The organism is Actinomadura sp. GTD37, from assembly GCF_041951365.1.
Taxonomy (GTDB): Bacteria; Actinomycetota; Actinomycetes; order Streptosporangiales; family Streptosporangiaceae; genus Spirillospora.
This window is the reverse complement of sequence record NZ_JBGNUS010000006.1, coordinates 503013-514891: the sequence shown is the minus strand read 5'-3', so window position 1 is coordinate 514891 and position 11879 is coordinate 503013. Positions and strand designations below refer to the sequence as shown.

The following is an 11879-nucleotide window of genomic DNA, read 5'->3' as shown; positions in this document are numbered from 1 at the left end:
CCGGACCGGGACCTGCGAGCTAGAACGGGGTTGGCTCCGCAGCGTGGCGACGGGCGTGCCTCACCCTCCGTAGCTTCAAGGAGTCGTCTTCCCTGCTCGTCATGGAGGTTCCATGCCCGCGACCCTGCACGCTCCGTCCGCTCCGCCGGCGGCTCCCGGAAGGTCTTCCGGGAGTGATTTCGCCCCGCTGGCGCGGCGGGTCCGCGAGAGCGGGCTGCTGGAGCGCCGCCGCGGCTACTACACGCGGGCGATCGGGCTGAACCTGGCCGCGACCGCCGCCGTGTGGGCCGCGGTCGCGTGGGCGGGGGCCGGCTGGTGGACGGTCCTGCTCGGTGTGCCGCTCGCCGTTCTGGCGGCGCGGCTGGGGTTCCTCGGGCATGACGCGGGGCACCGGCAGATCGCGCGGTCCGCGCGGGGGAACCGGTGGCTGGGATTGGTGCTGGGGAACCTGCTGCTGGGGATGGGGCACGGGTGGTGGAACGACAAGCACAACCGGCATCACGCGAATCCGAACCATGTGGGCAAGGACCCGGACGTGGGGGAGGGCGTGCTGGCGTGGACGCAGGAGCAGGCCGGGAGTAAGCGTGGCGTGCTGCGGTGGGTGGCGCGGCATCAGGCGGCGCTGTTCTTCCCGCTGCTGACGCTGGAGGGCGTCAATCTCAAGGTGGGGAGCCTGCTGTTCCTGCGCGGCCGTTCCCGGCGCGACCAGCTGGTGGAGGGCGGTCTGCTGCTGCTGAACGCGGTCGGGTACCTGGCGCTGGCGTTCACGCTGCTGCCGCCGGCGCAGGCGGTGGCGTTGATCGCGGTGCAGCACGCGCTGTTCGGTGTGCATCTGGGTGCGGTGTTCGCGCCGAACCACAAGGGGATGGCGATGCCGGAGCCGGGTGAGCGGTGGGGTCATCTGCGGCGGCAGGTGCTGACGTCGCGGAACGTGCGGGGCGGGGTGTTCACCGACTGGCTGATGGGCGGGCTGAACTACCAGATCGAGCACCACCTGTTCCCGGGGATTCCGCGGTGCAGCCTGCGGCGGGTGCGGCCGCTGGTGATGGAGCACTGCGCGGCGGTGGGCGTCCCGTACACGGAGACGGGGCTGGTGGATTCGTACCGGCAGGTTCTCGGTCACATGCGGGAGATCGGGGAGCCGTTGCGGTAGCCGCGGGGCTATGCTCCGGGCCATGCCCGAGGGACACACGATTCATCGCCTGGCCGCCGAGCATCGGATGATGTTCGGCGGCCTCGCCGTTTCCGCGGTGAGCCCGCAGGGGCGTTTCGCGGAGGGGGCGCTGCGGCTGGACGGGCGGGTGCTGGTGGAGGCGGACGCACACGGCAAGCATCTGCTGCTCGGGTTCGACGACGAGTCGGTGCTGCATGTGCATCTGGGGATCTACGGCAGGTTCGGGTTCGGGGAGTTGCCGGCGCCGGATCCGGTGGGGCTGGTGCGGCTGCGGTTGTCGGGCGGGGGGCGTTTCGCGGATCTGCGGGGCCCGAATGCGTGCGAGGTGCTGGAGCCGGGCGGGGTGAAGCTGCTGCGCGACCGGCTGGGGTCCGATCCGCTGCGGGCGGACGCGGATCCGGAGGCGGCGTGGCGGCGTATCGGCCGGTCGCGGACGCCGGTCGCGGTGCTACTGATGGATCAGTCGGTGGTGGCGGGGCCGGGGAACATCTACCGGGCGGAGGTGCTGTTCCGGCAGGGGATCGATCCGCGGTTGCCGGGGCGGCGGCTGGCGGCGGGGCAGTGGTCGGCGATCTGGGACGATCTGGTGCTGCTGATGGCGGACGGGGTGCGTTCGGGGCGGATCGACACGGTTCGTCCGGAGCATATGCCGGAGGCGATGGGGCGTCCGCCGCGGGTGGACGATCATGGTGGTGAGGTGTACGTGTACCGGCGTGCGGGGTTGCCGTGCCTGGTGTGCGGGACGCCGGTGGCGGTGGCGGAGGTGGCGTCCAGGAACCTGTTCTGGTGTCCGGGGTGCCAGCCGTCCGCGGTGTGACGGGTCCGCCGTGACGCGGAACGCGGGCGGTCAGGGGATGGTGGGTGTGGGGCCGGTGTCGCCGCTGTGGACGGTTCTGGAGATCACCGGTACGTCGTCGTCGGTCTGCGGGGCGCGGCGCTGTGCGCGGCGGGAGCGGAGGCGGGCGGCGAGGGGTTCGGTGCCGCGGGCGAGGACGGGGCCGGCGACGGCGAGGATGAGGACGTAGGCGGCGGCGAGGGGGCCGAGGCGGGGGTTGGTGCCTGCGCTGACGGCGAGGCCGGCGATGACGATGTTGAATTCGCCGCGGGGGACGAGGGCGGCGCCGGCGCGGAGGCGTCCGGTGGTGGCGACGCCGGCGCGGCGGGCGGCGATCCAGCCGGTGCCCATTTTGGTGAGGATGCCGGCGGCGGCGAGGAGTGCGGCGATGCCGAGGACGGGGGGCAGGTCGCCGGGGTCGGTGTGGAGGCCGAAGAAGACGAAGAAGACGGCGGCGAAGAGGTCGCGGAGGGGTGCGAGGAGTTTCTGGGCGGTGTGGGCGAGGGTGCCGGACAGGGCGATGCCGACGAGGAAGGCGCCGACGGCGGCGGAGACCTGGAGTTGCTGGGCGATGCCGGCGACGAGGAGGGTGAGGCCGAGGACTTTGAGGAGGAGGACTTCTTCGCTGGGGCTGGCGACGAAGCGTTCGACGAGTTTTCCGTGGCGGAGGGCGACGTAGAGGATGACGGTGATGGTGGCGGCGGAGATGCCGAGGGCGGCGGCTCCGCCGATGAGTCCGGCGCCGGCGAGCAGTGCGGTGAGGATGGGCAGGTAGGCGGCCATGGTGAGGTCTTCGAAGACGAGGACCGACAGCAGGGCGGGTGTTTCGCGGTTGCCGATCCAGCCGAGGTCGCCGATGACTTTGGCGGTGATGCCGGAGGAGGTGACGTAGGTGATGCCGCCCATGGCGACGGCGGCGACGGGTCCCCAGCCGAGGAGGAGTGCGGCGGCGACGCCGGGGGCGGCGTTGAGGGCGAGGTCGGCGAGTCCGGTGGGTGCGGAGGTGCGCAGGGTGCCGACGAGTTCGCCGGCGGTGTATTCGAGGCCGAGGGTGAACAGCAGGAGGATGACGCCGACTTCGGCGCCGATGGAGACGAATTCTTCGCTGGTGGTGAGGGGGAGGATGCCGCCGGAGCCGAAGGCGAGGCCGGCGATGAGGTAGAGGGGGATGGGGGAGATGGAGAAGCGGACGGAGACGGCGCCGAGGAGTCCGAGGCCGAGGATGATGGCGCCGAGTTCGATGAGTTGGACGGCTGAGTGCATGCGCGGTCAGCCGGTGGCGAGGATCTGGGCGACGGCCGCGGTGCCTTCTCCGGTGCCGACGACGACGATGACGTCGCCGGCGGTGAAGGTGAAGTCGGGGCGGGGGCTGGCGAGGACTTGGCCGTCGCGGACGACGGCGACGATGGAGGCGCCGGTGCGGGTGCGGGCGCGGGTGTCGCCGAGGGAGCGTCCGTCGTAGGGGGAGTCCGGGGCGATGGGGTATTGCTCGGTGACGAGGCCCTCGACTTGGGCGTGGAGTTCGGCGAGGTGTTCGATGATGCGGCCGGTGCCGAGGAGTTCGGCGATGGCGTTGGCCTCTTCGGCGGTGAGGGCGACGGTGGCGATGCAGCTGTCGGGGTCTTCTTTGTCGTAGATGACCAGGTCGCGGCGGCCGGTGCGGTGGGAGATGACGCCGAGTTGGCGGCCGCGGCCGGTGGTCATGACGTGCTGCAGGCCGATTCCGGGCAAAGCGGTCCGTTCGACGTCCACGGTGCTTCGTCCTCCGTCTCAGTGGGCTGGGGTCGTTGTTGACCGTACCGGGGCCGCGGGGGTGCGGGGTGAGGGGTACGGCGGGTCATCCTCGCAGATGGGGGGCGTCGGGGGCGTAGCGGGTGGCGAGCGCGCGGACGGTGGCGGTGATCATGTGGCGGAGTTCGGGCGGGTCGAGGACTTCGGCGTCGGCGCCGAGTTTGAGGAATTCGACGTGGGCGTGGCGGACGGATTCGATGGGGAGGGTGACCTGGGTCCATCCGTCGGGGCCGGGGGTGGTGGCGGTGGCGCCGTCGAGGGCGGCGCGGGCCATGGCGGGCGGGAGGAGGACGGGGGCGCGGGCGAGGCCGTCGGGGGAGAGCCTGACGGTGGCGTGCTCGGGGTAGGAGTCGGCTTCGAAGCGCTGGGTGTAGGCGGTCCAGTGGGCGGCGAGGTCGAATCCGGCGGGGCGTTCGAAGTGCTCGGTGCGGGTGTGGACGGTGAGGACGCGGGAGACGCGGTAGGTGCGGGGTTCGGGTCGGGGTTCGCCGGGTTGGTGGGGGGTGCGGGCGATGAGGTACCAGGAGCCGGCTTTGAGGACGACGCCGAGGGGGTCGAGGGTGCGGGTGACGTGCTGGGGGTGGCGCCAGCGGCGGTAGCGGACGTCGATGCGGTGCTGGTTCCAGACGGCGTCGGCGATGGCGTGGAGGTGGGGGACGTCGTCGGGGGTGCGGAACCAGCCGGGTGCGTCGAGGTGGAAGCGTTCGCGGATGCTGGTGGCGCGGCCGCGGAGGGCGGGTGGGAGTGCGGCGAGGAGTTTGAGTTCGGCGGCGAGGACGTCGCCGAGGCCGAGTTGGGTGGCGGGGCCGGGGATGCCGGACAGGGGGAGGGAGGCGGCTTCGGCTTCGGTGAGGCCGGTGAGGCGGGTGCGGTATCCGCCGAGGAGGCGGTAGCCGCCGGCGGGTCCGCGGTCGGCGTAGACGGGGACGCCGGCGGTGCTGAGGGATTCGACGTCGCGGTAGACGGTGCGGACGGAGACTTCGAGTTCGGCGGCGAGTTCCCGGGCGGTCATGCGTTCGCGGGTCTGCAGGAGGAGCAGGAGGGACAGCAGCCGGCTCGCGCGCATCGTCCCAGTGTGCCCGTGTCTCGCCGGTGCCGGTGTGGGGGCGGTCAGCCGTGGAGGGCGTACTGCATGGGGCGGAATTTGGCGCGGGCTTCGGCGAGTTCGGCGTCGGGGTCGGAGTCGGCGACGATGCCGCAGCCGGCGAAGAGGCGGGCGCGGGTGCCGTCGATCTCGGCGCAGCGCAGGGCGATGCCCCATTCGCCGTCGCCGCGTGCGTCGACCCAGCCGACGGGGCCGGCGTAGCGGCCGCGGTCCATGCCTTCGAGTTCGCGGATGAGGTCGAGGGCGGTGTCGGTGGGGGTGCCGCAGACGGCGGGGGTGGGGTGCAGGGCGGCGACGACGTCGAGGACGGAGCGGTCGGCGGTGAGGCGGCCGTGGATGGGGGAGGCGAGGTGGAGGACGTTGGGGAGGGTGAGGAGTTCGGGCTGTGCGGGGACGGTGAGGTGGGAGCAGAGGGGGGTGAGGGCGTCGCGGACCATTTCGGCGGCGTAGCGGTGTTCTTCGCGGTCTTTGGCGGAGCCGAAGAGGTGGCCGGCGCGGGCGTGGTCGTCGGCGGGGGTGGCGCCGCGGGCGGTGGTGCCGGCGAGGACGAGGGATTCGATGTCGTCGCCGGTGCGGCGGATGAGGAGTTCGGGGGTGGCTCCGACGAGGCCGGCGCAGGAGAAGGTGTAGCAGGCGGGGAAGCGTGCGGCGAGGCGCTGCAGGAGGACGCGGGCGTCGATGGGCGCGGTGGCGCGGGCGGTGAGGTCGCGGGCGAGGACGACTTTGCCGAGGTGGCCGGCGCGGATGCGGTCGACGGCGGTGGCGACGGCGTCGGCCCAGTCGTGTTCGGGGAGTGCGCCGTCGCTCCAGTGCAGGCCGGTGGGGGGTTGGGGCGGGTTGGCGAGGGTGAGGGGGTCGGTGTCGTCGCCGATGGTGGTGAGCCAGGCGCGGCCGTCGCGGCGGCCGAGGATGCGGCGGGGGACGATGAGGGTGGAGTCGCCGGATTTGGGGTCGAAGCCGAAGGAGCCGAAGGCGACGGGGCCGGTGCCGGGGACGGCGACGGGGTCGTCGACGGCGGCGGCGCCGAAGAGGTCGGTGAGCATGCGGGCGGCGTCGGTGAAGCGGTCGCCGCCGCCGGGGAGGGTGAGGCGGGCGGCCTCGCCCCAGCCGACGATGCCCTGGCCGTGGCGGGTCCAGGCGAGTGCGGAGGGGTGCGGAAGCCGCGCGAGGAGGTCGCCCGGGTCGGGGATCGGGACGGTGCGAACGGTGAGTCGGTCCGGTGCTGTCACGGCGAGCTTCACAGGGCCACTGTACGACAGATTTGAACCTGTTCAAACGGTGGGGGCGGGGGTGCGGGGTGAGGTGTGCGCCACAGCCGCGGGTCCGGTGGGGCGTTCCGGCGGGTCTGGCGGCGGGTGTCGCGGTGGGCGGTTCGCCGGTGTGCCTGGTGCATGCCCGTCCGTCCCGTCCCCATGCGCGGGGGCCGGGGGACGGGGGACGGGACGGCGGTGGGCGGTGCGGGTCAGCGGCGGGCGGCGCCGGTGAGCTTCCAGGCGGCGGGCAGCAGCCCGGCCGCCAGCAGGACCTTCAGGGCGTCGCCGGCGAGGAACGGCGTCATGCCGAGGTCGACCGCCTTGGCGAGGTCGACGTCGAGGGAGGCCATCAGGTAGGGGACGCCGGCGGCGTACATGATGACGGTTCCGACGAGCATGGTGCCGACGGTGCGCAGCGGGGTGCGGTCGCCGCCGAGTTGCGCGAGGCGTCCGACGGCTGCTGCTGCTGCCACGAATCCGATGACGTAGCCGAGGGTGGGGAAGCCGGCGCCGGAGGCGCCGTCGGTGAACCAGGGGACGCCCGCGATCCCGGCGAGCAGGTAGACGAGCATGCCGAGGGCGGCGCGGCCGGGGCCGAGGGCGGCGCCGGCGAGCAGGACGGCGAAGGTCTGCCCGGTGACGGGGACGGGGGTGCCGGGCAGCGGGACGGCGATCTGCGCGGCGACGCCGACGAGGGCGGCGGCGCCGGCGACGAGGGCGGCGTCGCGGGCCAGGGAACCGGGCAGCAGGTCGCCCAGGACGGCGGGGCGCCGCTGGGTTGCGTGGGCAGTAGCCACAGATCCTCCCAAAATGGTTTTGTCAGGCCGAAACTTAGCGAACTGGTGTTCCGGTGAGGTTCACGTGGGCTACAGAAACGGCCCGGCCCGCTTTGTACGGGCCGCCGCGCGGGGGCGGGGCGGTCATCCGGCGGGGCGCGGCCGCGCGGCGCGGTAGACGACGTCGGGTTCGCCGCGCGGCACCGGCACGGGGTGGACGCCGACCTGGGCGAACCGTTCGCGCAGCAGCGCCTCGAAGGCCGGTGCGGCGTTGGCGCTCCACACCGCGAGGACGCCGCGTCCGGTGAGCCGGCGGGTGAGCAGGTCCAGGCCGGAGGGGGCGTAGAGGCGTGCGTTGCCGGGGGTGACGGTCCAGTCGGGGCCGTTGTCGATGTCCAGGCAGAGGGCGTCGAAGCGGCCCGTGCCGGGGTCGGCGAGGACGTCGAGGAGGTCGGCGCGGCGGACGGTGACGCGAGGGTCGTCGAGCGCGCCCCGCGACCAGGGCCGCAGCGGCGCGGCGTGCCAGGCGATGACGGCGGGTTCGCGTTCGACGACGGTGACGCGGGTCACGGCGGGGAGGGTGAGGGCCTCGGCGAGGGAGAACCCGACGCCGAGGCCGCCGATGAGCAGCCGGACCGGCCCGTCCAGTCCCTGGACGGCGGTGCGGACGAGGAGCCGCTCGGACTCGCCGTTGCGGGTGTCCATGAGGAACACGCCGTTGCTGATGATCTCGTAGTGGGCGCCGGCGCGGCGCAGCACGAGCTCGCCGCCGGCGCCGGCGGCGCGCTGGATCACGACCGGTTCGGGTGCGGCGGTTCCCATGCCCGCACCTTAGCCGCCGCCCGCCCGCCGCCGTGGCGATCTTGGGTCTGGGCGGGAGCGGCGCGGTCGGCTACGGTGCCGGTCATGCCCGATCTTCGCCCCTCCGGCGGGCTGCTGGCCGGACGCCGGATCCTGGTCGTCGGCGCGGGGACGCGGCCCAGCGCCGATCCCGGCGCGCCGGTCGGCAACGGCCGCGCGATCGCGGTGTCGGCGGCGCGCGAGGGCGCGGCGGTGGCGTGCGCGGACGTGGACGAGGGCGCCGCCGGGGAGACCGCCGCGATGATCGGGGCGGAGGGCGGGCGGGCGTGCACGGTGGTGGCGGACGTCACCGACCCGGCGTCGTGCGACCGCGTGGTGACGCAGGCGGCGGAGGGCCTGGGCGGGCTGGACGGGGTGGTGTTCAACGCCGGGATCGGGATCGGCTACGGGCTGGCGGGCACGGCGCTGGCCGACTGGGACCGGGTCCTGCACGTGAACCTGCGGGCGCCGTTCCTGGTCGGCAAGGCGGCGATGCCCGCGCTGGAGGCGGGCGGGTCGCTGGTGTTCGTCGGGTCGCTGGCGGGGACGAAGCCGGGGTCGCGGTCCCCGTCCTATGACGCGTCCAAGGCGGGCCTCGAGGGGCTGGTGCGGCACGTCGCCGCGGAGGGCGCGCCGCGCGGGGTCCGCGCGAACGTGGTGGCGCCGGGGCTGATCGACACGGTGATGGGGCGGGACGCCTCCGCGGGGAACCAGAACCGCGACCAGGTCGCGCGGCTGATCCCGATGCACCGGCAGGGGACGGCGTGGGAGGTCGCCGACGTGGCGGTGTTCCTGCTGTCGGACCGGGCGTCCTATGTGACCGGGCAGGTCGTGCACGTCGACGGCGGGCTGTCGACGCTGCGCTGAGACCGTGGGCCCGGGATGGCGTCATCGCCGAGTCGGCCGAACCCGACCCCGCACCCGCAGCCTCCCGGCGACTCCGCGGGCGGGTGCGGCGGGCCGCGTGCGGGCCGTCACAGGAGGGACAGCTGGTGGGGGCGCGCGGGCGGCGGCGCGGGGGCGGGGCGGTGCCGCGCGCGTCCGCCGATCCCGTACGCGGCGGCCAGGTCGCGGACCCGGCGGGAGATCGCCTCCTGGTAGTCGCGGGGGGCGTAGGCGCCGCCGCGGTACAGGCGCGCGTAGGGGACGACCAGGTCCGGGCGGTGCTCGCGCAGCCAGGCGAGGAACCACTCGCGGGCGCCGGGGCGCAGGTGCAGCGTGATCGCCGACACCGACGTGGCGCCCGCGTCGGCGATCTGCCGGACCGCGGCCTCCAGTTGGGCGGGGGAGTCCGACAGGTAGGGCATGACCGGGCCCATCAGGACGCCGCAGCCGACGCCGGCGTCGTTCAGCGCGGCGCAGACCTCCAGCCGGCGGCGGGGCGGCGGGGTGCCCGGTTCGACCTGCTTCCACAGGTCGGTGTCGACCGACCCGACCGACACCGCGGCGCCCACCTCGGTGCGGGCGGCGGCCTCCTGAAGGAGGGGCAGGTCGCGGAGGATCAGTGATCCCTTGGTGAGGATCGAGAACGGGTTGGCCGCGTCCCGCAGCGCCGCGAGGACGCCCGGCATCAGCCGGTAGCGGCCCTCGGCGCGCTGGTAGCAGTCGACGTTGGTGCCCATCGCGATGTGCTCGCCGCGCCACCGCGGCGCCGCCAGCTCCGCCCGGACGCGCTCGGCGGCGTTCACCTTCACCACGATCCGCGAGTCGAAATCGGCGCCCGCGTCCATGTCCAGATATTCGTGGGTCTTCCGGGCGAAGCAGTAGACGCAGGCGTGGGAGCAGCCCCGGTAGGGGTTGATCGTCCAGCGGAACGGGACGCGGGAGGCCGCCGGGACCTTGTTGACGACGGTCCTGGCGCGGATCTCGAAGAAGGTCATGCCGCGGAACTCGGGGGTGTCGATCGTCCGCGTGACGGCGCCCCGCTCGATCAGCGGCTGCGCCGCGCCGGGCTCGGGGCCGCTCTCGGCGTCCAGCCGCAGGTGGTCCCAGCGCACCCTGTCCCCTCCGAGGTCTTCTCCGAGCCGATTTCGAACGTGTGAACGATTCGCCGTCGCGCCAGTATGGAACGTGTGTTCGAAGATCGCAAGGCAGGGATCAGGGCAAACAGGACGGAGAGGGAGTACACGGGCGTCGGTGTTCTGGCGCGAGCATCGCAACGGGTGCGTAACAATGGGCCGCTATGGCATCGCGATCCAGGATCCGGGCAGTGGCGGCGGCGTTGACGGCGGGGGTGTCGGCGGGCGCGCTCGCCGCGTGCGGGATCCCCGCGTTCGGGGAGCGGAGCGACGGCGGCCGCGGGCCCGTGCCGCCCGGCGCCAAGGCCGAGTGCGCCCAGATCGCCGCACCCGGAGACTCGCGGCACCGGCAGCTGCGCGGCATGTGGATCGCCACCGTCGGCGGCATCGACTGGCCCGGGGACGGCGGCGGCTCCGCAGCCGGCCAGAAGAAGCGGTACGTCGAGCTCCTCGACACCGCCGCCGCGATGAACATGAACGCCGTGTTCGTCCAGATCCGCCCGAACTCCGACGCGTTCTACGACTCCCCGTACGAGCCGTGGTCCCAGTGGATCACCGGCACGCAGGGCAAGGACCCCGGCTACGACGTCCTGGCGTTCATGCTCAAGGAGGCCCACGCCCGCAACCTGGAGTTCCACGCCTGGTTCAACCCCTACCGCGTGTCCCGCCAGGACGACGTGAAGAAGCTGTCGCCCAAGAGCCCCGCCCGCCGGCACCCCGACTGGGTCCGCAAGTACGGGGCGGGCCTGTGGTACGACCCGGGCCTGCCGCAGGTCCGCGACCTCGCCACCAAGGCCGTCATGGACGTCGTCCAGAAGTACGACGTCGACGCCGTCCACTTCGACGACTACTTCTACCCCTACCCCGAGGACGGCGACTTCCCCGACGACGCCGCCTACAAGGCCCACGGCGCCGGGATGGACCGCGGCGACTGGCGCCGCAAGAACGTCGACACCCTCGTCGAGTCGCTGTCGCAGAAGATCCACGGCGCCAAGCCGTGGGTGCGGTTCGGCATCAGCCCCTTCGGCGTCTGGCGCAACAAGAGCAACGACCCCGCCGGATCGCCCACCCGCGCCCTGCAGAGCTACGACGACATCTACGCCGACACCCGCAAATGGATCAAGAAGGGGTGGGTCGACTACATCACCCCCCAGCTGTACTGGCCCATCGGCGACCCCCGCGCCGACTACGCCGAGCTCGTCGCCTGGTGGGCCGCCCAGGTCGAGGGCACCGGCGTCCAGCTGACCATCGGGCAGGCCGCCTACCGCGTCGGCTCCGACACCGCCTGGAAGAACCCCGCCGAACTGTCGCGGCACCTCACCCTCAACGCCAAGTACCCGCAGGTCCGCGGCGACGTGTTCTTCAGCGCCTCCGACATCGCCGCCAACCGCCGCGGCTTCGCCGCCCGCCTGCGCGACGACCACTACGCCCGCCCCGCGATCCGGCCCGTCGCCGCCGGCCCCGGCGAGGACGGCGCCGCGCCCCCGCCCGTCCACGGCACCACCGCCGCCCCCGACGGCAAGGGCGTCCGCGTCACCTGGCGGCCCTCCACGGGCGCCGCGTCCTACGCCGTCTACCGCGTCGACGGCGCCGGCCCCGGCTGCGCCCCCGCCGACCCCGACAGCCTCATCGCCGACGTCCGCGGCGGCGGCATCATCGACCCGTCCGCGAAACCCGGCCGCGCCTACACCTACTACGTCACCGCCCTGGACCGCCTCCACCACGAGAGCGCCCCCGGACGCGGCGCAACGGTCAACGCGCCGAAGGGATAATGATCATGAACTGGGGGGAGGAATCAGTCACCTGACCACCCCCCGGAGGTTTGAAGCATGGCGCTGTCGATGGAGGAGCAGCGGATCCTCACGCAGATCGAGGTCCGCCTGAGCGAGGACGACCCGCGGCTGGCCCAGCGCCTCGCCCGCCTCGGCACCCCCCGCGGGCGCCGCGCCCGCATCGTCGTCCTCACCGCCGCCGTCATCATCGTCCTGGCCGCGGTAGCAGCCGGCATCGCGGCCGCCGTCCTGTAACGCCCGTCCGTCCCCGCCACCGACACGCGAACGCCGAGGCCCCGGCGAGAAAACGATCTC

The 11879-nt window shown here is 73.5% G+C and carries 12 protein-coding genes; 5 read left to right on the top strand and 7 right to left on the bottom strand.

Features of this window, described 5'->3' with window-relative positions; genetic code table 11:
* The first annotated feature begins 112 nt into the window (after nt 1–112).
* Together ACA511_RS29920 and ACA511_RS29915 are read left to right on the top strand one after the other, a co-directional pair.
* Nucleotides 113–1153, top strand: coding sequence for a fatty acid desaturase family protein (locus ACA511_RS29920; protein WP_375027985.1), 1041 nt, complete (start codon nt 113–115; stop codon nt 1151–1153).
* Between the two features lie 22 nt (nt 1154–1175).
* Complete coding sequence (locus tag ACA511_RS29915) at nt 1176–1991, top strand: Fpg/Nei family DNA glycosylase (protein ID WP_375027984.1); 816 nt, start codon at nt 1176–1178, stop codon at nt 1989–1991.
* Nucleotides 1992–2021: 30 nt separating this feature from the next.
* Here the strand turns inward: ACA511_RS29915 and ACA511_RS29910 are convergent, their stop codons facing one another.
* The 6 genes from ACA511_RS29910 to ACA511_RS29885 form a co-directional block, all read right to left on the bottom strand.
* Complete coding sequence (locus ACA511_RS29910; RefSeq protein ID WP_375027983.1) at nt 2022–3272, bottom strand: cation:proton antiporter; 1251 nt, start codon at nt 3270–3272, stop codon at nt 2022–2024.
* A 6-nt stretch (nt 3273–3278) separates the two neighbouring features.
* Nucleotides 3279–3761 (bottom strand): cation:proton antiporter regulatory subunit, encoded by a 483-nt coding sequence (locus tag ACA511_RS29905; protein WP_375027982.1) that lies wholly within the window; start codon nt 3759–3761, stop codon nt 3279–3281.
* An 85-nt stretch (nt 3762–3846) separates the two neighbouring features.
* Nucleotides 3847–4866 (bottom strand): helix-turn-helix transcriptional regulator, encoded by a 1020-nt coding sequence (locus tag ACA511_RS29900; RefSeq protein ID WP_375027981.1) that lies wholly within the window; start codon nt 4864–4866, stop codon nt 3847–3849.
* Between the two features lie 44 nt (nt 4867–4910).
* A complete protein-coding gene (locus ACA511_RS29895) occupies nt 4911–6146 on the bottom strand; it encodes an isochorismate synthase MenF (RefSeq protein ID WP_375027980.1) in 1236 nt (411 codons plus the stop codon).
* Nucleotides 6147–6367: 221 nt separating this feature from the next.
* Nucleotides 6368–6955: a biotin transporter BioY gene (locus ACA511_RS29890; RefSeq protein WP_375027979.1), complete on the bottom strand. Its 588-nt coding sequence runs from the start codon at nt 6953–6955 to the stop codon at nt 6368–6370.
* A gap of 123 nt (nt 6956–7078) precedes the next feature.
* Nucleotides 7079–7756 carry a spermidine synthase gene (locus ACA511_RS29885; protein WP_375027978.1) on the bottom strand — a complete coding sequence of 226 codons (678 nt, stop codon included), beginning with the start codon at nt 7754–7756 and terminating at the stop codon, nt 7079–7081.
* Nucleotides 7757–7840: 84 nt separating this feature from the next.
* Here ACA511_RS29885 and ACA511_RS29880 point away from each other — a divergent pair, with 84 nt between their 5' ends.
* Entirely contained in the window at nt 7841–8641 is an 801-nt protein-coding gene (locus ACA511_RS29880) for an SDR family NAD(P)-dependent oxidoreductase (RefSeq protein ID WP_375027977.1), read from the top strand.
* Nucleotides 8642–8748: 107 nt separating this feature from the next.
* Here the strand turns inward: ACA511_RS29880 and ACA511_RS29875 are convergent, their stop codons facing one another.
* Nucleotides 8749–9771, bottom strand: coding sequence for an Rv2578c family radical SAM protein (locus ACA511_RS29875; RefSeq protein ID WP_375027976.1), 1023 nt, complete (start codon nt 9769–9771; stop codon nt 8749–8751).
* Nucleotides 9772–9983: 212 nt separating this feature from the next.
* Here ACA511_RS29875 and ACA511_RS29870 point away from each other — a divergent pair, with 212 nt between their 5' ends.
* Nucleotides 9984–11564: a glycoside hydrolase family 10 protein gene (locus ACA511_RS29870; RefSeq protein WP_375027975.1), complete on the top strand. Its 1581-nt coding sequence runs from the start codon at nt 9984–9986 to the stop codon at nt 11562–11564.
* Between the two features lie 57 nt (nt 11565–11621).
* Complete coding sequence (locus tag ACA511_RS29865; protein WP_375027974.1) at nt 11622–11819, top strand: DUF3040 domain-containing protein; 198 nt, start codon at nt 11622–11624, stop codon at nt 11817–11819.
* Nucleotides 11820–11879 lie beyond the last annotated feature (60 nt).

What these genes read in the sequence shown, in the direction of transcription:
- ACA511_RS29920 (WP_375027985.1), top strand. Translation starts at nt 113, where the DNA reads ATGCCCGCGACCCTGCACGCTCCGTCCGCTCCGCCGGCGGCTCCCGGA.
- ACA511_RS29915 (WP_375027984.1), top strand. Translation starts at nt 1,176, where the DNA reads ATGCCCGAGGGACACACGATTCATCGCCTGGCCGCCGAGCATCGGATG.
- ACA511_RS29865 (WP_375027974.1), top strand. Translation starts at nt 11,622, where the DNA reads ATGGCGCTGTCGATGGAGGAGCAGCGGATCCTCACGCAGATCGAGGTC.
- ACA511_RS29885 (WP_375027978.1), bottom strand. Translation starts at nt 7,756, where the DNA reads ATGGGAACCGCCGCACCCGAACCGGTCGTGATCCAGCGCGCCGCCGGC.
- ACA511_RS29910 (WP_375027983.1), bottom strand. Translation starts at nt 3,272, where the DNA reads ATGCACTCAGCCGTCCAACTCATCGAACTCGGCGCCATCATCCTCGGC.
- ACA511_RS29880 (WP_375027977.1), top strand. Translation starts at nt 7,841, where the DNA reads ATGCCCGATCTTCGCCCCTCCGGCGGGCTGCTGGCCGGACGCCGGATC.
- ACA511_RS29900 (WP_375027981.1), bottom strand. Translation starts at nt 4,866, where the DNA reads ATGCGCGCGAGCCGGCTGCTGTCCCTCCTGCTCCTCCTGCAGACCCGC.